The sequence below is a fragment of the Sphingomonas liriopis genome (assembly GCF_024211255.1).
Classification (GTDB): domain Bacteria; phylum Pseudomonadota; class Alphaproteobacteria; order Sphingomonadales; family Sphingomonadaceae; genus Sphingomonas; species Sphingomonas liriopis.
Genome location: NZ_JAMLDY010000006.1, coordinates 198,339 through 219,888, shown reverse-complemented (window position 1 = coordinate 219,888; position 21,550 = coordinate 198,339). Strand labels below are relative to the sequence as shown.

Annotated in this window: 19 protein-coding genes; 10 read left to right on the top strand and 9 right to left on the bottom strand. The window is 68.4% G+C overall.

Annotated features, from left to right (window positions below):
• Positions 1 to 147: 147 nt before the first annotated feature.
• The 5 genes from M9979_RS06995 to M9979_RS06975 all read right to left on the bottom strand — a co-directional run bounded on the left by M9979_RS06995 (position 148) and on the right by M9979_RS06975 (position 3,862).
• A complete protein-coding gene (locus tag M9979_RS06995; RefSeq protein ID WP_254288611.1) occupies positions 148 to 615 on the bottom strand; it encodes a GNAT family N-acetyltransferase in 468 nt (155 codons plus the stop codon).
• Complete coding sequence (tsaB, locus tag M9979_RS06990) at positions 615 to 1,256, bottom strand: tRNA (adenosine(37)-N6)-threonylcarbamoyltransferase complex dimerization subunit type 1 TsaB (RefSeq protein ID WP_254288610.1); 642 nt, start codon at positions 1,254 to 1,256, stop codon at positions 615 to 617. Before tsaB ends, M9979_RS06995 begins: the two co-directional genes overlap by 1 nt.
• Before the next feature lie 254 nt (positions 1,257 to 1,510).
• On the bottom strand, positions 1,511 to 2,104 hold the full coding sequence (locus M9979_RS06985; RefSeq protein WP_254288609.1) for a malonic semialdehyde reductase: 594 nt from the start codon (positions 2,102 to 2,104) through the stop codon (positions 1,511 to 1,513).
• Complete coding sequence (locus M9979_RS06980; protein WP_254288608.1) at positions 2,104 to 2,679, bottom strand: NifU family protein; 576 nt, start codon at positions 2,677 to 2,679, stop codon at positions 2,104 to 2,106. Before M9979_RS06980 ends, M9979_RS06985 begins: the two co-directional genes overlap by 1 nt.
• A 322-nt stretch (positions 2,680 to 3,001) precedes the next feature.
• Positions 3,002 to 3,862, bottom strand: coding sequence for an aspartyl/asparaginyl beta-hydroxylase domain-containing protein (locus M9979_RS06975; protein ID WP_254288607.1), 861 nt, complete (start codon positions 3,860 to 3,862; stop codon positions 3,002 to 3,004).
• Positions 3,863 to 3,978: 116 nt separating this feature from the next.
• Here M9979_RS06975 and M9979_RS06970 point away from each other — a divergent pair, with 116 nt between their 5' ends.
• Positions 3,979 to 6,894, top strand: coding sequence for a M16 family metallopeptidase (locus tag M9979_RS06970; protein ID WP_254288606.1), 2,916 nt, complete (start codon positions 3,979 to 3,981; stop codon positions 6,892 to 6,894).
• Positions 6,895 to 7,202: 308 nt separating this feature from the next.
• On the opposite strand, the gene M9979_RS06965 is transcribed toward M9979_RS06970, so the two are convergent.
• Genes M9979_RS06965 through M9979_RS06955 form a run of 3 tightly spaced genes read right to left on the bottom strand, consistent with a single transcriptional unit; the run spans position 7,203 to position 11,848 of the window.
• Positions 7,203 to 8,990 (bottom strand): AMP-dependent synthetase/ligase, encoded by a 1,788-nt coding sequence (locus M9979_RS06965; protein ID WP_254288605.1) that lies wholly within the window; start codon positions 8,988 to 8,990, stop codon positions 7,203 to 7,205.
• 47 nt (positions 8,991 to 9,037) lie between these two features.
• Positions 9,038 to 10,780, bottom strand: a complete 1,743-nt coding sequence (ggt, locus tag M9979_RS06960) for a gamma-glutamyltransferase (protein ID WP_422921681.1) — start codon at positions 10,778 to 10,780, stop codon at positions 9,038 to 9,040.
• 39 nt (positions 10,781 to 10,819) lie between these two features.
• The gene (locus M9979_RS06955) at positions 10,820 to 11,848 is read right to left on the bottom strand and encodes a quinone-dependent dihydroorotate dehydrogenase (protein WP_254288604.1); all 1,029 of its coding nucleotides are present in this window, start codon (positions 11,846 to 11,848) and stop codon (positions 10,820 to 10,822) included.
• Between the two features lie 290 nt (positions 11,849 to 12,138).
• Between M9979_RS06955 and M9979_RS06950 the strand changes: the two genes are divergently transcribed.
• The 8 genes from M9979_RS06950 (at position 12,139) to M9979_RS06915 (ending at position 18,683) form a co-directional block, all read left to right on the top strand.
• Positions 12,139 to 12,594 carry an SUF system Fe-S cluster assembly regulator gene (locus M9979_RS06950; protein WP_254288603.1) on the top strand — a complete coding sequence of 152 codons (456 nt, stop codon included), beginning with the start codon at positions 12,139 to 12,141 and terminating at the stop codon, positions 12,592 to 12,594.
• Positions 12,595 to 12,596: 2 nt separating this feature from the next.
• Positions 12,597 to 14,081, top strand: a complete 1,485-nt coding sequence (gene sufB, locus M9979_RS06945; RefSeq protein ID WP_254288602.1) for a Fe-S cluster assembly protein SufB — start codon at positions 12,597 to 12,599, stop codon at positions 14,079 to 14,081.
• Between the two features lie 132 nt (positions 14,082 to 14,213).
• Positions 14,214 to 14,384 (top strand): YodC family protein, encoded by a 171-nt coding sequence (locus M9979_RS06940; protein WP_254288601.1) that lies wholly within the window; start codon positions 14,214 to 14,216, stop codon positions 14,382 to 14,384.
• Between the two features lie 6 nt (positions 14,385 to 14,390).
• Positions 14,391 to 15,134, top strand: coding sequence for a Fe-S cluster assembly ATPase SufC (sufC, locus tag M9979_RS06935; protein WP_254288624.1), 744 nt, complete (start codon positions 14,391 to 14,393; stop codon positions 15,132 to 15,134).
• Positions 15,135 to 15,444: 310 nt separating this feature from the next.
• Complete coding sequence (locus tag M9979_RS06930) at positions 15,445 to 16,518, top strand: SufB/SufD family protein (protein ID WP_254288600.1); 1,074 nt, start codon at positions 15,445 to 15,447, stop codon at positions 16,516 to 16,518.
• A gap of 148 nt (positions 16,519 to 16,666) precedes the next feature.
• Positions 16,667 to 17,875 carry an aminotransferase class V-fold PLP-dependent enzyme gene (locus tag M9979_RS06925; protein WP_254288599.1) on the top strand — a complete coding sequence of 403 codons (1,209 nt, stop codon included), beginning with the start codon at positions 16,667 to 16,669 and terminating at the stop codon, positions 17,873 to 17,875.
• On the top strand, positions 17,872 to 18,330 hold the full coding sequence (locus M9979_RS06920; protein WP_254288598.1) for an SUF system Fe-S cluster assembly protein: 459 nt from the start codon (positions 17,872 to 17,874) through the stop codon (positions 18,328 to 18,330). Before M9979_RS06925 ends, M9979_RS06920 begins: the two co-directional genes overlap by 4 nt.
• Positions 18,330 to 18,683 carry a HesB/IscA family protein gene (locus M9979_RS06915; RefSeq protein WP_254288597.1) on the top strand — a complete coding sequence of 118 codons (354 nt, stop codon included), beginning with the start codon at positions 18,330 to 18,332 and terminating at the stop codon, positions 18,681 to 18,683. Before M9979_RS06920 ends, M9979_RS06915 begins: the two co-directional genes overlap by 1 nt.
• Before the next feature lie 160 nt (positions 18,684 to 18,843).
• On the opposite strand, the gene M9979_RS06910 is transcribed toward M9979_RS06915, so the two are convergent.
• The gene (locus tag M9979_RS06910; protein WP_254288596.1) at positions 18,844 to 19,995 is read right to left on the bottom strand and encodes an N-acetyltransferase; all 1,152 of its coding nucleotides are present in this window, start codon (positions 19,993 to 19,995) and stop codon (positions 18,844 to 18,846) included.
• Positions 19,996 to 20,299: 304 nt separating this feature from the next.
• Here M9979_RS06910 and M9979_RS06905 point away from each other — a divergent pair, with 304 nt between their 5' ends.
• The gene (locus M9979_RS06905) at positions 20,300 to 21,394 is read left to right on the top strand and encodes a fatty acid desaturase family protein (RefSeq protein WP_254288595.1); all 1,095 of its coding nucleotides are present in this window, start codon (positions 20,300 to 20,302) and stop codon (positions 21,392 to 21,394) included.
• Positions 21,395 to 21,550: the final 156 nt, after the last annotated feature.

The window sequence follows — 21,550 nt, the reverse complement described above, 5'->3', positions numbered from 1 at the left end:
GGGAACCGGACGAACCCGATCCGACAGCCGGCCGCCGGGGTGGGGGTGGCCACCCCCACCCCGGCTCCGCATCCTACGCGGCAAACCAACTCTACGTCATTCCACTAAGACGAGGGCGAACGGGAAGAAGGGAATGGCTGGGGAGCGCTACACCGCGCGCCGATACGTATGCGCGTCGAAGCTCTCGCCGGTCTTGCCGCGATAATAGGCGCGGCGCTCGCCGACCTTGGCGAACCCCTGCGCGGTGTAGAGCTGCACCGCGGCGTTGCCGGCGCGCACCTCCAGATGCAGGTCGGCGATGCCGGTGACCTGCGCCTCGGCGATCACCGCGCGCAGCAGCGCGGTGGCGATGCCGCGCCGGCGGAAGCGGGGACCGACGCCGAGCAGCAGCAGTTCCGCCTCGTCGGCGACGCTGCGCACCATCGCGAAGCCCGCGGGCTCGTCGTCGACCAGCGCCAGCGTCAGCCGCACCCCCGGCATCGCCAGCACGCCGAGGCACTGGTTGCGCGTCCACGCCTCGCCGTAGCGGGGGTCGAAGGCGGCACCCATCAGCGCATCGACCGTCGCGACGTCGCGCGCATCGCCGGTGCGCAACAGGACCTGGCGCGTCGCCATCAGGCCGGCACCTTCCCGCCCGGCAGCTTGGCGTCGGGCGCACGGCCGTAGAGCGGACGCGGGGGCAGCGTCGCCAGCGCCGCGGGCAGCAGCAGCGCGTTCGCGGCGTCGGGCAATGCCGGCTGCGCGTCGAGGTCGGGCGCGATCTGTTGCAGCCAGCGCACGCCGTTGCCGACCGGATAACGATCCCCCAGCGCGGCCAGCGCCGCCTCCGGCTTCAGCGAGGCGAGCGCGTCGAGCGGCGCCGGGCCGGGTGCGAAGCCCTGCACGAAGACCTCGCCATGTCCGCCCTCCAGCATCACCGCGATATCCCCGGTGCGGCCGGCGGCGAAGACCGCGGCGGCGATCAGCGACAGGCTGGAATAGCCCCGCACCTCCGCGTCCCAGCCGAGCGCGAGGCCGCGCGCCGCGGCGATGCCGACGCGCAGGCCGGTGAAGCTGCCGGGACCGACGTCGACCAGGATATGCGCGGCGCGGCCGCCATCGGGCAGGCCGGCGATCATCGGCAGCAATTGCTCGGCATGGCCGCGGCCGACCTCGCGATGCTCCGCGGCGATCACCGCGCCATCCTCGATCAGCGCGATCGAACAGGCGGCGGTCGCGGTGTCGATGACGAGGGTGCGGGCAGGGGCGTGCGTCATGTTTCCGTCGCTTTGCGACACGTCGGCGCGTGGGGCAAGCGGGTGATGGTCGGATGGGGTTTGCGGGGGGGGCTGAGAGAGCTGCACCCGCCCATCGTCCTTCGTCATTCCCGCGAAGGCGGGAATCCATACTGGCTAACTGGGCGGTTCTTTCCCGAGCCGGCGTGATTATGGATCCCCGCCTTGGGCCCCATCAAAGTAATACTTTGATGGGAACCCGGCGCGGGGATGACGACGGTGAGGGGCGGCCCCCCTCAAGCGATCGTGTTGAACCGATCGAACCCCGGCCGCGGCAGGCGGTCGTACACGCTCGCCGGATCGCCATAACCCAAGGTCGCAATGAAGTTCGACCGCACGCCGGGCTGGTCGGCGAAAAACGCCTTGTCCACCGCACCCTGGTCGAACCCCGACATCGGCCCGGTATCCAGCCCGAGCGCGCGTGCGGCGATGATGAAATACGCCCCCTGCAGCGTCGAATTGCGGAACGCCGACGCGGCGCGCAGCTCGGTATTGCCGTCGAACCAGGCCTTGGCGTTGGTGTGCGGGAACAGCTCGGGCAGATGCTCGTGGAATTCGACGTCCATCGCGATGACGACGCTGACCGGTGCGCTCAGGATCTTCGGCCGGTTGGTCTCCGACACGCAAGCAGCAAGCTTCGCCTTGGCGTCGTCGCCGGTGCACCAGACCAGCCGCGCGGGCAGCTGGTTGGCGCTGGTCGGGCCCCATTTCATCAGCTCCCAGATCGCATGGAGCTGATCCTCGCCCACCGCACGATCGGTGTAGCCGTTATAGCTGCGCGCGGTGCGGAAGATCGTGTCGAGTGCGCTGTCGGACAAAGGTTCGGACATCAGACCGCCCTCACTTCGGTGACTTCGGGAACGTAATATTTGAGCAATTGCTCGATGCCCTGCTTCAGCGTCGCGCTCGACGACGGACAGCCGGCGCAGGCGCCCTGCATGCGCAGGTACACCTTGCCCTTGTCGAAGCCGCGATAGACGATGTCGCCGCCGTCGTTCGCCACCGCGGGCCGGACGCGCGTGTCGATCAGCTCGCGGATCTGCGCGACGATCTCGGCATCGGCGGGATCGTCGGTGGCGATCTCGTCCTCGCCCGCAGGCACGCCGAAGCTCGCGCTGCCCTGGCGGAACAGCGGCATGTTCGCGGCGAAATGGTCGAGCAGGATGGCGAGCACGTCGGGCTTCAGGCTGTGCCATTCGACCCCCGGCGCCGCGGTCACCGACACGAAGTCGCGCCCGAAGAACACGCCGGTGACGTCGCCCAGCGCGAACAGCATCTCGGCGAGCGGGCTGGCGTCCGCCTCCTCGGGCGTCGCGAAGTCGCGCGTGCCGGCATCCATGACGATGCGGCCGGGCAGGAATTTCAGCGTCGCCGGGTTGGGCGTGGTCTCGGTCTCGATCAGCATGGCGCCCATGTGGACCGTAGGGGCGGGGCGATCAAGGCGGCACGGGGAAAGGGATTGTTTCCCACGCGCAATCCTCTCCGGCACGGGTAGGGGGACCAGCGCAGCCGGTGGAGAGGGCGGGCACAGGCGGTGTCGCATGTGGAGGCAAGACCTGTCCCAAAATCCTTCGTCACCCCGGACTTGTTCCGGGGTCCACTCCGCGGCGAGGCATATGGATAGAGGTTCAAGTCCTGCCGATGCGGCTCGGTGGACCCCGGAACGAGTCCGGGGTGACGGGGGACTTAGGGCAAGGCACGGGCGACCCAACGGCGCCCGCAAACACTCACACCTCCAGCGCCTTCACCGCGGCGTTCCACTCACCGATGTTCGCCCGCGCCTCCTGCACGAACGCCGATCGCCGCACGATCCCCAGGAACAGATCGGCGATCCACCTGCCGGGATTGCGCAACGGCCGTTCGAACTGGATCAGCAACACCACGCGCGTGCCCGCAGTCTCGTTCCACACCTCGTGGTCGTAGGTGTCGTCGAACACCAACGTCTCCCCTTCTGCCCAGCGGACGACGCGGTCGCCGACGCGCATCCGCACGTCGCCGTCGCGCGGCACGACCAGCCCGAGGTGGCAGGTGATGAGCCCCTTGGTCACCCCGCGATGCGCCGGGATGTGCGCGCCGGGCGCGAGGATCGAGAAGAAGGCGCTGTTGAGACCCGGGATCCGCTCGACCAGTGCCCGCGTCGCCGGACAGGATGCGAGGTTGTCTTCGATCGGATAGCCATAGCCCCACAGGAAGAACGAGCGCCACTGGCCGACCGCGGCGATCGCGCGATGGTCGGGCGAGATGGTGGCAAGGCTGGGCGCGGCATGACCCTGCGCGACGCGGATCGCCTCGTCGCGGATTGCCTGCCACTCGCCGCGCAACGCCGCGGTCCAGGCGAAATCGCGCATGTCGAGCACGGGATCGTTGGCGACCAGCGACGACGACGCGATCATCCGGTCGAACACCCCGCGCAGGCGCTTGCCGATGCGGATGACGAGCGGGCGCCCCGGTTCCGCCTGCAACGGCGCGGCAGGCGCGGGCGCGTCGGGAACCAGCGCGAGTTCGGGCGCGCGCCGCGGCGTGGCCTCATCGATGCTGCCCGAATTCCGCCATGTTGCGGGGGCGGCATCCCGGGTTGCGGTCGTCATATCCTGTACCATCATGCGAGTCGGGCCGCACCGTTCGCGCCGTCCGCTCGTCCCCTATGCTCTTGGGACTTGGGCTAGACCCCGACCGGGGCGAAATCATGACCGGAACAAGGAGGATGCGGACGTCGCTGGCGGCGGTGGGCGGCAGCCGCTACAGGCAGGCCATGGCGTTCTTCCCCCGCGCGTTCGCGCCCGTTCTCGTCCTCGCTCTCGCTTCGACGGTCACCGCCCAGGTCAAGCCGCCGGTGACCGCGCCCGCCGCACCGGCGGTCAAGGTCGATCCCGCTGCCTGGCTCTACAAGGGCAGCGACCTGCCGCACGATCCCGCCTGGGCGTTCGGCACGCTGCCCAACGGCCTGCGCTATGCGGTGCGCAAGAACGGCGTGCCGCCGGGGCAGGTGTCGATCCGCGTGCGCATCGACGCGGGCTCGCTGAACGAGAAGGACAGCGAGCGCGGCTATGCGCATTTCATCGAGCATCTGTCGTTCCGCGGCTCGGAATACGTCCCCGACGGCGAGGCGAAGCGGGTGTGGCAGCGGTTCGGCGCGACCTTCGGGTCGGACAGCAACGCGTCCACCACGCCGACGCAGACGCTCTACAAGCTCGATCTGCCCTCCGCGACCGACCAGACGGTGGACGAGAGCCTCAAGATCCTGTCGGGGATGATGGCGGCGCCGACGCTGACCGACGCCGCGGTGTCGGCCGAGCGGCCGATCGTGCTCGCCGAACGCCGCGAACAGCCCGGCCCGCAGGTCAAGCTGCAGGACGCGATGAACCGGCTGTTCTTCGCCGGCCAGCCGCTCGCCGAACGCTCGCCGATCGGCACCGTCGAGACGCTCGACGCGGCGACGGGGGCGAGCATCAAGGCGTTCCACGACCGCTGGTATCGCCCCGAGAACGCGGTCGTCATCATCTCGGGCGACATGGACGCGGCGCAGCTGGGCCAGATGGTCGCGCGCCACTTCGCCGATTGGAAGGGCAATGGCGCGGCGAGTCCCGCGCCCGATTTCGGCAAGCCCGACCCGAAGCAGCCCACCTCGGCGACGCTGGTCGAACCCGGTCTGCCGCCGCTCGTCATGATGGGGGTGATGCGCCCCTGGCAGTACAATGACGACACCAAGATCTTCAACCAGAAGCGGATGGTCGACACGATCGCCGCCAAGGTCATCAGCCGCCGCCTCGAACGCCGCGCGCGCGCCGGCGCCAGCTTCGTGCAGGCCGGCGTCGACCTCGACGACCGGTCGCGCTCGGCGAACATGACGACGGTGCTGATCCTGCCGGTCGGCGAACAATGGGAACAGGCGCTGAAGGACGTGCGCGCGGTGATCGCCGACGCGCAGAATACGCCGCCGACGCAGGCCGAGATCGACCGCGAATATGCCGATTACGAGGTCGCGATCCGCAACGGCGTCGAGACCGCGCGGGTCGAGGCGAGCGCCAAGCAGGCCGACGACATGGCCGGCGCGCTCGACATCCGCGAGACGGTGACCGCGCCTGAGAACAGCTATGCGATCCTGACCGAGGCGAAGGCGAAGGGCATGTTCAACCCTGCCGCCGTCCTCGCCTCGTCGAAAAAACTGTTCCAGGGCGACGCCACCCGCGCGCTGGTCAACACGCGCACCGCGGAGAAGGGGACGGCGGAAAAGCTCGCCGCCGCGCTGAAAGCGGACGTCTCGGCGCTGACCATCAAGCGCGCCAACCAGGCCGCGGTCGATTTCAGCAAGCTGCCCGCGCTCGGCGCGCCTGGCACGGTCGCGTCGCGCACGCCGATCGACGGACTGCCGGTGGAAAAGGTGGTGTTCGCCAATGGCGTGCGGATGCTGCTGTTCGCCAATCCCGACGATACCGGCCGCGTCTTCGTCCGCGTCCGCTTCGGCAACGGCTATAACGCGCTGCCCGCCGACCGGCCGAACCCCGCCTGGGCGGGCGACCTCGCGCTGATGGAAAGCGGTATCGGTACGCTGGGGCAGGACGACCTCGACCAGCTGACCGCCGGCCGTCAGCTCGGCCTCGATTTCGGTATCGACGACGATGCCTTTTCGATCGCCGCGCTGAGCAGCCCCAAGGATTATGCCGACGAACTGACGCTGATCGCCGCCAAGCTCGCGTATCCACGCTGGGACGCGGCACCGGTGGCGCGCGCCAAGTCGGCGGCGCTGACCGCGATCCCCGGCTATGACAGCTCGGCCGACGGCGTGCTGTCGCGCGACCTCGAAGGGTTGCTCCACGCCGGCGATCCGCGCTGGGCGACTCCCGATGCCAAGGCCGTGGCGGCGCTGACGCCGGAGCGGTTCAAGGCGTTCTGGGCGCCGCTGCTGACGAGCGGCCCTATCGAGGTCGACGTGTTCGGCGAGGTCAAGCCCGACGAGGCGATCGCCGCGGTGGCCAAAAGCTTCGGTGCGATTCCCGCTCGGGTCGCCACGACGGGCGCGCCGCCGCCGGTGCGCTTCCCCACGCATGTCGCGACCCCGGTGCGGCGCTATCACAACGGCCCCGACAATCAGGCGAGCGCGGTGATCGCCTGGCCGACGGGCGCCGGCGTCGCCGACATCGCCGAGGCGCGCCGCCTCGACGTGCTGGCGCAGGTCTTCAGCGACCGCCTGTTCGAACGGATGCGCCAGGCGGCGGGCGCCAGCTACAGCCCCGGCGTCGCCAGCAACTGGCCCAAGGGCCTGCCCGGCGGCGGCCGCCTGATGGCGGTCAGCCAGGTCGCGCCGGCGAACGTCGACCTCTTCTTCCGCCTGTCGCGCGAGATCGCGGCCGACTTGGCCGGGAACCCGATCGGCGCCGACGAACTCGCGCGCGTCAAGGGCCCGCTGCAACAGGTTTACGCCCGCGCTGCGACGAGCAGCCTGTTCTGGCTGCGCGAACTGTCGGGCGGCGCGTACGACGACCGCCGGCTGGAGGCGACGCGACGGCTGGGCCGCGACTTCGGCGACGTGACGCCCGAGGTGCTGCAGGCGACCGCGGCGAAGTATCTCGTGCCCGCGAAGGACTGGACACTGGCGGTGCTGCCGCGGAAGGGGAAGTAAGCGGTCGGTTGTTGAAGCGGGTTCCGCACCCATCCCGTTCGCCCTGAGCCTGTCGAAGGGCATTGAGCCTCAAGGTGCTTCGAAAGGCTCAGCACGAACGGGGAGAGCCTCGAAGCTAGGAGGGAGGCATCACGCCTTCCTCCCTCCTCCGTCACCCCGGACTTGTTCCGGGGTCCACTCCGCGGCGAGGCGCAGGGCCAGAGGGGAGAGCGCACGCCCGCGGCCCGGTGGACCCCGGAACAAGTCCGGGGTGACGGAGGATTGTGGCGAGAGTCTCGCCCGATCACTCGACCGTCAGGCTACCAACCTCACCCCTTGTACAACGCATCCAGCCGGTCGCCATACACCCCGCGGATCACATGCCGGCGAATCTTCAAACTCGGCGTCAGCTGCTCGTTTTCGATCGCGAACGGCGCATCGGCCAGCACGAAGCGGCGGATGCGCTCGGTCACCGACAGGTCCTTGTTCACTCGCTCGATCGCATTGCCGATCGCGGTGCGGTACTCGCTGTTCTCCGCCAGCTTCTCGAACTTGCACGACGTGCCGTTCGCCGCGCACCATTCCTGCGTCCATTCGGGGTCGGGAACGATCAGCGCGACCATATACGGGCGGCGGTCGCCGGCGATCATCGCCTGCACGATCTCGGGCTGCAGCGTCAGCATGCCCTCGACCTTCTGCGGCGCGACGTTCTCGCCCTTGTCGTTGATGATGAGGTCCTTCTTGCGGTCGGTGATCGTGATCCGGCCCGCCGCGTCGATCTCGCCGATGTCGCCGGTGTGCAGCCAGCCGTCCTTCAGGACGCGCTCGGTCTCCGCGTCGTTGCGCCAGTACCCCGGCATCACCAGCTCGCCGCGCACCAGGATCTCGCCGTCCGCGGCGATCCGCACCTCGGTATCGATCAGCGGCGGGCCGACCGAATCCATGCGGATGCCAGCCTTGGGCCGGTTGCACGAGATTACCGGCCCCGCCTCGGTCTGGCCATAGCCCTGCAGGAAGGTAAGGCCGAGGCTCTGGAAGAACAGCCCGACCTCGGGCGTCAGTGGCGCGCCGCCCGACACCATCGCCTTCATCCGCCCGCCGAACTTCTTGGCGATCTTGGGCTTGAACAGCGTGCGCACCAGCAATTGCGCGGGCCGGTCGACCAGCCGGACGTTGCGGTCGTTCTCGCGCGCGCCGACCTCGAGCGCCTTGGCGAGCAGGTAGGACGACATGCCGCCCTGCTTTTCGATCGCCTTGCTGATCCGCGTGCGCAGCACCTCGAACAGGCGCGGCACGACGAACATGATCGTCGGGCGCACCTCCTCGATATTGGCGGCGAGCTTGTCGAGCCCTTCCGCGTAATAGATCTGCCCGCCGAGCGCGATCGGGAAATGCTGGCCGCCGGTATGCTCGTAGGCGTGGGAGAGGGGGAGGAACGACAGGAACACCTCGTCGTCCCAGCCGAAATCCTCGGAGATGACGGTCGCGCAGCCCTTGGCGTTGTGCAGGATCGCGCCGTGATGCTGCATCACCCCACGCGGCGCGCCGCCGGTGCCGCTGGTGTAGATGATGCAGGCGAGGTCGCCGCGTTCGAACGTCGCCTCCGCCGCAACGCTCTCCGGATCGGTCGGATGGTCGGCGATCAGTCCGTGCCAGTCGTGGAAGTCGATGCTCGTCGACGGCGCGCGCATCGGCTCGATGCCGATCACCGTGCGCGTCTGGTTCGATCGCAGCACCGCGGGCAGCAGCGTCTTCGCCAGCTTGTCGGTCGACACGATGATCGCGCACGCGCCCGAATTCTCGATGATGTGCGTGTGGTCGCGTTCGGTGTTGGTGATGTAGGTCGGCACGGTCACGCACCCCGCCGCCATGATCGCGAGGTCGGAGATCGCCCATTCCGGCCGGTTCTCGGCGACCAGCATCACCCGGTCGCCACGCTTCATGCCCAGCGCCTTCAGCGCGGTTGAGAGGCTGGCGACTTGGCGCGCCGCCTCGGCCCAGCTGATCGCCCTCCATTGCCCGCCGGTCTTGCTCCACAGGAAGGGCGCGTCGCCCTTCTCCCTCGCCCGCGTGAAGAACATCGTGACGAGGTTGGGGAAATGTTCGAGGGTACGCATGCTGTCTCTCCTGGCGCGGCGGCGCTCGTCGGCCCGCCGTCGTCACTTCATTCCGAAGGGCGGTTGGCGACCGGTGCCATGCGGGTGGGATCGCTGACGCTGCCTTCCTCGCCGATCGCGACGCCCTCGCTGCGCGGATCGGCGGCGCCTACCCAGCGGCCCTGCTTCCACTCGATCGCATTCGCTTTCAGCCCGAGCGGTGCGACCTGCGTCCGCTCGCCCAGCGCCGCCAGGGCCGGCTGCAGCGCCGCGGCGGGGGTGCCCGTCTCCAGCGTCGCGACCGGGCCGGGCGCGTAGACGAGGCCGAGCCCGATCGCCTCCTGTGCCGACAGCTTCCAGTCGAGCACGCCGACCAGCGCCTTGGCGATCTGCGCGATGATCGTCGATCCGCCCGCCGCACCCAGCGCCAGCCGTACCTTGCCGTTCGCATCGTAGACGATCGTCGGCGCCATCGAACTGCGCGGCCGCTTGCCGCCCTCGACCCGGTTGGCGACGAGATAGCCGGCATCCACCGGCACGATGTCGAAATCGGTCAGTTCGTTGTTGAGCACGGTGCCGTCGACCACCAGCCCCGACCCGAACGGCCCCTCGACCGTCGTCGTCACCTCGACGACGTTGCCGTCGCGATCGGCGACCGCGAGGTCGGTAGTGCCGGCGACCTCGCTGACCGGCGCTGGCGTGCGCGCGGGCGCCCCCGGCGGCGTCCCCGCGGCGACGCTCGCCATCGTCGTGTCGGTCGCGATCAGCGCCGAGCGCGACGCGAGATAGGCGGGATCGAGCAGCCCCTTGACGGGCACGCGCACGTAATCGGGATCGCCCACGTACATGTTGCGATCGGCATAGGCCAATCGCGAGCTTTCGGCGAACAGATGCCAGGCGATCGCGCTGTCCTTGCCGAGCTTGCCCATATCGAAGCGTTCGAGCTGCTTGAGGATCATCAGCACGGTGATCCCGCCCGACGAGGGCGGCCCCATGCCGCAGATCCGGTACGTCCGGTACGGCACGCACACCGGCGGGCGCGGCTTGGCGTCGTAGCTGGCGAGGTCGCCGGTCGTCATCTGCGACGGGTTGCGCGCCGCGCCGTTGACCGTGGCGACCAGCTTCGCCGCCTGCGGCCCGACGTAGAAGCTGTCGGGGCCCTGCGTCGCGATCCGCTGGAGCAGCGCCGCCTGCGCCGGGTTGCGGAACACGCCGTCGGCGGGGACGGTGAACAGCGCATTCGCCTCGGGCGACAGATGGCCGCCATAGGATTCGCCCGAATTGCGGAAGCGCGGGCTGACGCGGAAGCCGTCGCGTGCCAGCCGGATCGCCGGTTCGAACAGCTTCGCCCAGGGCAGCTTGCCCGACTGGCGATGCGCCAGCGCCATGCCGCGCAACGCCCCCGGCACGCCGACGCTGCGCCCGCCCGGCACCGCATCCGGGTGGCTCAGCGGCTGGCCGGCGGCGTCGTAGAACCAGCGCGGCGTCGCGGCGGCGGGCGCAGTCTCGCGCGCGTCGATCGTGGTGACCTTGCCGGTCTTCGCGGCATGGCTGACCCAGAAGCTGCCGCCGCCGATCCCCGAACTCTGCGGCTCGACGACGTTCAATGCCAGCATCGTCGCGATCGCCGCGTCGGTGGCGCTGCCGCCCGCCTTCAGGATCTCGACCCCCGCGGCCGACGCGCGCGGATCGGCGGCGCTGACCATGCCGGGCGCCTTCGCCGGCGTGGTGGAAATAACGCGGGGCGTTTCCGCGGCACAGGCGGCGAGGGGCAAAGCGGCGATGCCGAGCGCGATCATCAGTCTGTTCATCGCCGGCGAGCCTAACGGCTGGTCCGCCGAGGGCAAGATTTATCCCGCCGCTACGGCTTCCGTGACGTTGGCGAAGCCATCGCGCGTCAGCGCCGCGTCGAGATCGGCGAGGATGCGCCGCGCCAGCCCCGGCCCCTCGAACACCAAAGCCGAATAGAGCTGGACGAGGCTCGCCCCCGCCCGGATGCGCGCATAGGCCTCCGCACCGCTGTCGATCCCCCCCGCGGCGACCAGCGCGATGCCGCCGCCCGAGGCACTACGCACATCGGCGAGCCGCTGCCGCGCGAGCGGCGCGAGCGGCGCCCCCGACAGCCCGCCGGTCTCGCTCCCCTGCGGCGAGCGCAGCGGCGGCCGCGAGACGGTCGTATTGCCCATGATAAGCGCGTCGAGCCGATGATCGATCGCCGCGCGCACGATCCCGTCGATCGCAGCAGTATCGAGATCGGGCGCGATCTTGAGGAACAGCGGCGTGCTCCCCCGCGCTGCGGTGCAGGCCGCCAGCAACTCGTCCAATGCCGCGCCATGCTGCAGGTCGCGCAGGCCCGGCGTATTGGGCGAGGAGATGTTGATCGTCACATAATCCGCGATCGGTGCCGCGGCGGAGACCCCCGCGACATAATCGGCGACGCGGTCGGCCGCATCCTTGTTGGCCCCGACGTTGATTCCCAGTCGCCCGTTGCCGCGCTGGGCGACGCGCGCACGGGCGAGCCCCGCCTCCAGCCCGCCGTTGTTGAACCCCATCCGGTTGACCACCGCGCGATCGGCGACCAGCCGGAACAGCCGCGGCTTCGGATTGCCCGCCTGGGGCAGGGGGGTAAGCGTCCCGATCTCCACCGCCCCGAAGCCCAGCCCGAACAACCCCTCGATCGCGGTCCCATCCTTGTCGAGCCCTGCCGCCACGCCCAGCGGATTGGCGAAGTTCAGCCCGCCGATCCGCGTGGCCAGCCGCGGATTGGTCGTCGCGGCGGGCGAGGGCAGCTTCGCCCGCATCGCCAGCGCCTTGAGCGTCAGCGCATGCGCACGTTCGGCATCGAGAGCGAAGAGCAGCGGGCGCAGGGCGTAGGACATGGGTGGTGCCCATCGCATTGCGAGGGGCAGAGGTCAAAGCGCGGCACACCGACAACCGTCATCCCATGCAACCGTCATCCCGGCGAACGCCGGGACCCATGGACGCACGCGGCTGCTGATAGGTGCCTTCGCTTGCCGATCGTATCCATGGGTCCCGGCGTTCGCCGGGATGACGGGAGGGGGGCACACATCACCCATCCCCGCTTGACCGCAGCGCACAAAACCCTATCTGGCAATCGGATCGATTTGATCCGATTTGCGAATTGCTCGCAACAACCATGTCGGAGCCGATGCGCCTCAGCAGCCTAGCCGATTATGCGGTCGTCATGATGTCCGCCGCCGCGCGCCATTGCGGCGGTGCTGCGCGGCTCAATGCGACGCTGCTCGCCGAGGAGACTGGCGTGCCGCTGCCCACCGCGCAGAAGCTGGTCAGCCGCCTCTCGTCGGCCGGCCTGATCGAGAGCGCGCGCGGCACCGGCGGCGGCTTCCGTCTTGCCCGCCCCGCCGCGGCGATCAGCCTCGCCGACATCATCGAGGCGGTCGAAGGCCCGATCCAGATGACCTCCTGCGTCGAGGGCAGCCGCCACGATTGCGCCATCGAGGGCAATTGCCAGGTTCGCCCGCACTGGGGCGTCGTCAACGAGGCGGTGCGCGGTGCGCTCGCTGGCGTCTCGCTCGCCCGTTTGTCGCGAGCGCCCATCCCGACTCACGATCCCATTCCCGCTCCTTTGGGCGAACAGGTGTAACCATGGCGACCAAGAACGCAGAGGCCTATGCGGCCGTCTCCAAGACCTACGAATGGGGCTTTTCGTCCGATATCGAACAGGACTTCGCGCCCAAGGGGCTGAGCGAGGACACCGTCCGCTACATCAGCGCCAAGAAAAACGAGCCCGAATGGATGCTCGACTGGCGCCTCAAGGCGTTCCGTCTGTGGCAGACGATGGAAGCACCCGACTGGGCCAAGCTCAACGTCCCACCGATCGACTATCAGGACGCCTATTATTACGCCGAGCCCAAGGCGAAGCCCAAGCTCGGCAGCCTCGACGAGGTCGATCCCGAGATCCTGCGCGTCTACGAGAAACTCGGCATCCCGATCGCCGAGCAAAAGATGCTCGCCGGGGTCGAGGAGACGAACGAGGATGGCACGCCCAAGCGCCGCGTCGCGGTGGATGCGGTGTTCGACAGCGTCTCGGTCGCCACCACCTTCCGTAAGGAGCTGGAGGCCGCGGGCGTCATCTTCCGCTCGATCAGCGAGGCGATCCGCGAATATCCCGACCTCGTCCGCAAATGGCTCGGCAAGGTCGTGCCGCAGCGCGACAATTATTTCGCGACGCTCAACAGCGCGGTCTTCAGCGACGGTACGTTCGTCTACATCCCGGAGGGCGTGCGCTGCCCGATGGAGCTGTCGACCTATTTCCGCATCAACGCCGAAAACACCGGCCAGTTCGAACGCACGCTGATCGTCGCCGACAAGGGGAGCTACGTCTCCTATCTCGAAGGCTGCACCGCGCCGATGCGCGACGAGAACCAGCTTCACGCCGCGGTGGTCGAACTGGTCGCGATGGACGATGCCGAGATCAAATATTCGACCGTGCAGAACTGGTATCCCGGCGACGAGAACGGCGTCGGCGGCATCTACAATTTCGTCACGAAGCGCGCTTTGTGTCAGGGCAGGAACAGCAAGGTGTCGTGGACGCAGGTCGAAACCGGCAGCGCGATCACCTGGAAATACCCGTCGTGCGTGCTCGCGGGTGAGAACAGCGTCGGCGAATTCTATTCGGTCGCGGTGACCAACAACCGCCAGCAGGCCGACACCGGCACCAAGATGATCCACCTCGGCAAGGGATCGCGCTCGACGATCGTGTCGAAGGGGATCAGCGCCGGCCGCTCCGACAACACCTACCGCGGCCTCGTCCGCGTCGGCCCGACCGCGGAGAACGTCCGCAACTTCACCCAGTGCGACTCGCTGCTGCTCGGCGACCAGTGCGGCGCGCATACCGTGCCGTATATCGAGGTGAAGAACCCCTCGGCGCAGATCGAGCATGAGGCGACGACGTCTAAAATCAGCGAGGACCAGCTGTTTTACGCGATGTCGCGTGGGCTCGATCAGGAAGCGGCGGTGGCGTTGATCGTCAACGGCTTCGCCCGTGAAGTGCTGCAACAGCTGCCGATGGAATTTGCGGTCGAGGCGCAGAAGCTGTTGGGGATTTCGCTGGAGGGTTCCGTCGGATGACCCACTTCCCCCGTCATGCCGGACTTGTTCCGGCATCCACCGTGCAACAACGGCAGCCTTCGCGAGCGGAGGAGTGGACCCCGGAACAAGCCCGGGGTGACGGGGGCTTTGTTGCGATCAAAGGATAATATCATGGAATTTTCACCTGGAGATGTGGTCGTTCTTAAGTCTGGCAGTGATCCGATGACGGTGGAGACTGTGGACGAGAATGGTGTTTGGTGCGTTTGGGCCAATGGAAAAAAGATTGAGAGTCAGGGCTTCAATCCTGTCGTCTTGGAAAAATACTCCGTCTCTTTCGGGTGATCTGTGTTGCTCAAGATTGAAAACCTCCACGCCGAAATCGACGGCAAGCCGATCCTCAAGGGGCTCACCCTCACCGTCAACGCCGGCGAGATCCACGCGATCATGGGCCCCAACGGCGCGGGCAAGTCGACGCTCGGCTACGTCCTCGGCGGGCGGCCCGGTTACGAGGTGACCGAAGGCTCGATCACCTTCGACGGGCAGGACCTGCTCGAGTTGGCGCCGAACGAGCGTGCCGCGGCGGGCGTGTTCCTCGGCTTTCAGTATCCGGTCGAAATCCCCGGCGTCAGCAACGTCCAGTTCCTGCGCGAGGCCTTGAACGCCCAGCGCGGCACGCGTGGCGAGAAGCCGCTGTCCGGCGCCGAATTCCTGAAAATCGCTCGCGAGGAGGCGCGCAAGCTCGACATGGATGCCGAGATGCTCAAGCGTCCGGTCAACGTCGGCTTCTCGGGCGGGGAGAAGAAGCGCAACGAGATGGTCCAGATGGGCGTCGTCAACCCGAAGTTCGCGATCCTCGACGAAACCGACAGCGGCCTCGACATCGACGCGCTGCGCATCGTCGGCGACGGCATCAACCGCATCATGCGCGCGCCCGACAAGGCGGTGCTGCTCATCACGCACTACCAGCGCCTGCTCGACTACGTGCAGCCCGACGTCGTCCACGTCCTTGCCGATGGGCGTATCGTCCGTTCGGGCGGGGCGGACCTCGCGCACGAACTGGAGCGCGAGGGCTATGCGGGGGTGACGGCGTGATCGGTTTTCACGCGAAGGCGCGAAGGCGCGAAGAGGGTTGGTCGCTTGGTGTGCCGCGGGGCATGATCGAGAAGGTTTTTGTTCACGCGGAGGCGCGGAGGCGCGGAGAGTGCGTGGCGGGAGGCATGCTCCCGTCCATCATCGCCGATCGTCGAGAGAAAGCGCTGACGCGCGCAAAGAAAACCCGCGCCGCAGGCGCCATCACACCTTCTCCTCTTCTTCTCCGCGCCTCCGCGCCTCCGCGCGAACAAAACCCTTCTTCTCTTTGCGTCTTCGCGCCTTCGCGTGAATCCAATCAACGAGCCGCCGCATGACCGCCGTCCTCGAATTGCCGACCACCCGCGAGGAAGCCTTCCGCTGGGCCGACATGCCCGCGCTGCAAGCCGCCCGCACGCTGACGCCCCGATCGGCGGCAGTACCCGACGCGATCCTGCCCGACGCGGCGAGACTGGTGTTCGTCGACGGCTATCTCGATCCGGACTTCAGCCGCCCCGCCGACCTCACCATCACCCCCACGACGGTAACCAGCGACCACGCGCTCGCCCGCTACGCCGCAGGGCAGGGGCACGTGATCGCGCTCGCCCCGCGCAGCGTCACGACGATCGAGATCGCCCGCGTTAACGCCGGCGAGGACAGCCACACGCCGCTCGTCATCACGCTCGGCAAGGACGCCGTGTTGACGCTGGTCGAGAGCTTCACCGGCGCCGGCTGGACCAACACGCTGACCCGCTTCGAACTGGGGCAGGGTGCCCGCGTCATGCGCGCCGTCCGCATCGTGCAGGACGCCGGCTTCGTCTCGACCCGCGACGAGGTGGCAATATCCGAAGCCGCCAGCTTCGTGTCGGTCGCGCTCGGCGCCACCACGGCGGGCACCCGGCTCGACGCGGCGCTGACGTTGAATGGCGACGGCGCCTATGCCGAGCTCGGCGGCGCGCTGCTCACCCGCGACGACCAGCGCCAGGAATGCGCCGTCCGTGTCCGCCACGCACGGCCCAACGGCCAGTCGCACCAGCTCTGGCGCGCGGTCGCCGCGGATCGCTCGACGGTCAGCCTCGCCGCCGCGGTCGAGGTCGCGCGCGACGCGCAGAAGACCGACGGCGAACAGTCGCTGCGCGGCCTGCTGCTCCAGCGCACCGCGACGGTGAACCTCAAGCCCGAGCTCGAGATCTTCGCCGACGACGTCAAATGCGCGCATGGCGCGACGGTCGGCGAACTCGACGCCCGCGCGCTCTTCTACATGCAGAGCCGCGGCATCCCCGCAGCGCGTGCCAAGGCGCTGCTGACGCGTGCGTTCGTCGCGGACGCGCTCGACCGTATCGCCGACGAGACGATCCGCGACACGTTCGCCGCCGATGCGGACGCATGGCTGGAGCACACGCTGTGATCCCAACCCAAATCCTCCCCGGCACGGGGAGGTGGCAGCCGCAGGCTGACGGAGGGGGGGCTCCACAGGCGGTATCGTTTGGGGAAGCCCCCCTCCACCACGCCGCTGCGCGTCGCGGTCCCCCTCCCCGTACCGGGGAGGAGCGGGTATGACCGTCCTCGAATCCCCCCTCGACCGCGTCGCCGACTTCCCGGCGATCCCGGACGGCTGGGCGTATCTCGACACCGCCGCGACCGCGCAGAAGCCGCAAGTCGTGATCGACGCGATCACCCGCGCCTATGGCGAGACCTACGCCACCGTCCACCGCGGCGTCTACCAGCGCTCCGCCGACATGACGGTCGCGTACGAAGCCGCCCGCGCCAAGGTCGCCCGCTTCATCGGCGCAGGCACCCCCGACGAGATCGTCTTCGTCCGCGGCGCGACGGAGGGGATCAACCTCGTCGCGCAATGCTGGGCGGCGACGCAGCTCAAGGCCGGCGACCGTATCCTGCTGTCGATGCTCGAGCATCACAGCAATATCGTGCCGTGGCAGATGGCAGCGGAGCGCGTCGGCGCCGCGATCGACGTCCTGCCGCTCACCCCCGACCACCGCATCGATCTCGACGCGATGGAGCGGATGCTAACCCCGCAGCATAAGCTCGTCGCGCTTGCCCACGTCTCCAACGTGCTCGGCTCGGTGCTCGACGCGAAGCGCGCCACCGATCTCGCCCACAATGTCGGTGCGAAGATCCTGCTCGACGGCTGCCAGGCGGTCCCCCGCATCGCCGTGGACGTGACCAAGATCGGCTGCGACTTCTACGTCTTCTCCGGCCACAAGCTCTACGGGCCTACCGGCATCGGCGTGCTCTGGGGCCGTGGCGACCTGCTGTCGCAGATGCCTCCCTATCAGGGCGGCGGATCGATGATCGACCGGGTGACGTTCGCGCGCACCACCTACGCCCCCCCGCCGGGCCGGTTCGAGGCGGGGACCCCGCACATCGTCGGCGCGCTCGGCCTTGCCGCGGCGATCGATTACGTCGAAGGAATCGGCCTCGACCGCATCCACGCGCACGAGACCGCGCTGGTCCGCGACGCGCGCGCGGCGCTGTCGTCGCTCAACTCGGTGCGCCTGTTCGGCCCGGAGGATAGCGCCGGCATCGTCAGTTTCGAGGTCCGGGGGGTGCATCCGCACGACGTCGGCACCATCTTGGACGAAGGCCGCGTGGCGATCCGCGCCGGCCATCATTGCGCGCAGCCGCTGATGGAGGCGCTGGGCGTCGACGCGACCGCACGCGCGAGCTTCGCGGTCTACAACGGTCCGCAGGATATCGAGGCGCTGGTCAAGGGCGTCGAGAGAGTAACGAGGATTTTCGGATGAGCGATACGATCCGGTCTGAGGAAGTGGACGCCGTGACGCCACCACCGCGGGCGCGCGTCGAGGACGCGGCCAATGCCGCCCCGCGCGAGCGCGACTATCTGACCGGCTTCCTCCAGCAACAGCCGCAGGGCGACGCCCCCGGCGAGCCCGGCGGCGCGCTGTACGAGGCGGTGATCGACGCGCTGAAGGAAATCTACGATCCCGAAATCCCGGTCAATATCTACGACCTCGGCCTGATCTACGGCGTCGAGGTCGCGGACACGGGACAGGCGGTGGTGACGATGACGCTCACCACGCCGCATTGCCCGGTCGCCGAATCGATGCCCGCCGAGGTCGAGATGCGCGTCGCCGCGGTGCCCGGCATCGCCTTCGCCGACGTCAACCTCGTCTGGGACCCGCCCTGGGACCCGCAGAAGATGTCGGACGACGCCAAATTAGAACTGGGAATGCTCTGATGGCCACAACCCTTCGCCAGCGCCCCGCACCGCTGATCCTCACGCCTTCCGCCGACGCGCGCATCGCCGACCTGATGGCGCGTGCGCCGGAGGGGGCGATCGGCGTCAAGCTCTCGACGCCCAAGCGCGGCTGTTCGGGCCTCGCCTATTCGGTCGACTATGTCACCGAGGCCAAGTCCTTCGACGAGCGGATCGAGACGCCCGGCGGCACGCTGTTCGTCGACGGCGGGTCGATCCTCTATCTCGTCGGCTCGACGATGGACTGGGTCGAGGACGATTTCACCGCCGGCTTCGTGTTCAACAACCCCAACGCCAAGGGCGCCTGCGGCTGCGGCGAGAGCTTCACGGTCTGACGGGCTGACAGCACCCCGACCCGTTCGGGCTGAGCCTGTCGAAGCCCTGCTCTCCGCAAGCCGGACGCCTGTGGAAGCCAGCCCTTCGACAGGCTCAGGGCGAACGGGAGTGGGTCTGCGTTATGGCAATCCTCCCCATCCCGAGAGGATCGTCTAGCGCCTACAGCCCCCTCTCATAGACATTGTACACCTTGTTCACCCGGCTATCGATCGTCTCGGCGATCGATCGCATCCCCTGGTTGTCCTCCAGGATCCAGCCGATCTCGCCGCGCGTCGCGCCATAGCGCTCCACCGACGCACGGCGGATATATTCGATCATCATGAAGGCGAGCTGGCTCGCCATCCGCGACGCCTGCAGCTCCTTAACGACGCCCATCAGCGGCACGCGCATCGTCCGCACCTTGGGCGCGCGCAGCCATAGCAGCAGCTTCGCCCAGCCGAACGGCAGCAGCGATCCGTTGAGTGGCTTCAACGGCTCGTTGAGGTCGGGCAGCGTAATCATGAACGCCACCGGCCTGCCGTCCAGCTCGGCGATGCGGATCAGGTCGTTGAACACGATCGGCTTCAGCTTGACGCCGACGTCCTTGATCTCCGGCGGGGTGAGCGGCACGAAGCCCCAATTGTCGCTCCACGCGTCGTTCAGGATCGACAGGATGATCGCCGCCTCCTCCTCGAACTTGCGCTTGTCGACCTCGCGCACGACGATCCGCGGGTTGTTCTCGCCCGACTTGATGATCCGCTTGACGATCGGCGGGAATTCCTGGGTGATGTCGAGTTCGTAGGTGAACAGCTGCTTGACCACGGCATAGCCGGCACGCTCGATCCAGCCCTGATATTCGGGCTTGGCGTGGCCCATCATGATCGTCGGCGCATGGTCGTGGCCCTGCACCAGCAGCCCCGGCTCCTCCCAGATCGACTGCGAGATCGGCCCCAGCGCCTTGGTCATCCCCTGCGACCGCAGCCATTCCTCCGCCTCGGCGAGCAGCGCGACGAACACCTCCTCGCGCTCCGCCTCCATCAACCCCCATTGCCCGACGCCCGGGCCGAAGCCCTGTTCGGCGGGCATGGTCAGCGCCAGCGTGTCGATATGTGCGGAGATGCGCCCGACGACGCGCCCGCCCTCGCGTGCCAGAAAAAGCTGTGCTTTCGCATGGCTGTACCAGCCGTTCTTCTCAGGCGTGATGAGGCCCAGCGCTTCGCCCTTCAGTGGCGGCACCCAGGCGGGATCGTCCTCGTACAGCCGGAACGGCAGGTCGACGAACGCCTTGCGCTCGGCCTTGGTAGTGACGGCGGTGATCGTCAGGTCGCTCAACGTGGTGCCTCCTTTATCGTTAGGAAACGCGCCGAGGCGCGTTTCGCGGTGCCGGCCCGCTCCCCCTCCCGGCCACCCACACGGTATCCTGATGGGTGGCCGGGAGGGGGAGCGGGCCGGCACCGCCTTCGAGAACGCGTTCTTCCGCGCTGTCTCGAACAAACTCGCTCGCGATCTAGCACGGCGGATAGCCGATGCGAGTGACGTTTCCGTCATCTGTGATCGGAACGTCGGGCCGCAGCGAGGCAGTCGACGCCTGTAAATGCCACGCTGTCGCCACTATCTTGGACCAATGGAACACGCCATGGATAGCTCGCTGACCCTTTCGCGCGCGCCCTCGGAGGCGCCGGCCGCCGCCCGTCCGGCGCGCCAGCGGATCGCCGACGACAAGGCGATGCTGCGCACCGCCGCCGAACTGACGCGCGACCTGATCGCGCCGCGGCCCGGGGTCTATTGGGCCGACCTGATCGCCTCGGTCGTCGTCGGCTATGGCGCGCTGGCGGTGGCGGTCACCGTGTCGGGCACCGGCTGGGTCGTCCTCGCCGCCATCGTCTCGGCGCTGGCGCTGTACCGCGCGCTCAGCTTCATCCACGAAGTCAGCCATATGAAGCACAGCGCGCTGCCGCGCTTCCGCGGCGGCTGGAACGTGCTGGTCGGCGTACCGATGCTGACGCCGAGCTTCATGTACGAAGGCGTCCACAACCTCCACCACGCCAAGACACGCTACGGCACGTCGGAGGACCCCGAATATCTGCCGCTCGCGTTGATGAAGCCGTGGACGCTGCCCGCGTTCGTGGTCATCTCGGCGCTGGCGCCGGTCGGCCTGCTGGTCCGCTATGCGATCCTGTCGCCGCTGTCGCTGCTCTCGCCCAAGCTGCGCAGAACCGTGATGGAGCGCTATTCGGCGCTCGCGATCAACCCGTCGTTCCGCCGCCGCGCGCCCGAGGGAGAGGCGCGGACGATGTGGAATCGCGTTGAGACTGCCGCGAGCGCGTGGGCGATCGCCGTCGTCGTGCTGACCGCGACCGGCGTCTTCCCGCTGCGCGGCGTGCTGATCGCCTTCGCGATCGGCTCGACCGTCGCGGTGGTCAACCAGGTCCGCACATTGGTCGCGCACCTCTGGGAAAACGACGGCGAGCCGATGTCGGTCACCGCGCAATATCTCGATTCGGTCAACGTGCCGCCGCCGTCGCTGCTCCCTGCGCTGTGGGCGCCGGTCGGCCTGCGCTACCACGCGCTCCACCACCTGCTGCCGAGCCTGCCCTATCACGCGCTCGGCGAAGCCCACCGCCGCATCACCGCCGCGCTGGACCATGGCTCGCCCTACCACAAGGCGAGCTACGCCGGCCTGCCGGGTCTCGTCCACAAGATCGTCCGAAGCACCTTCCAGCCGCGGTAAAGCCCGGCACGCTCCTCAGCCCCTACGTCACCCCGGACTTGTTCCGGGGTCCACTCTGCGGCGGGGCGTTCGGCTTGAAGGGGTAGCGCACGCTTGCTGCCCGGTGGACCCCGGAACAAAGTCCGGGGTGACGGATCGGTCATGGCAGACGGAGCA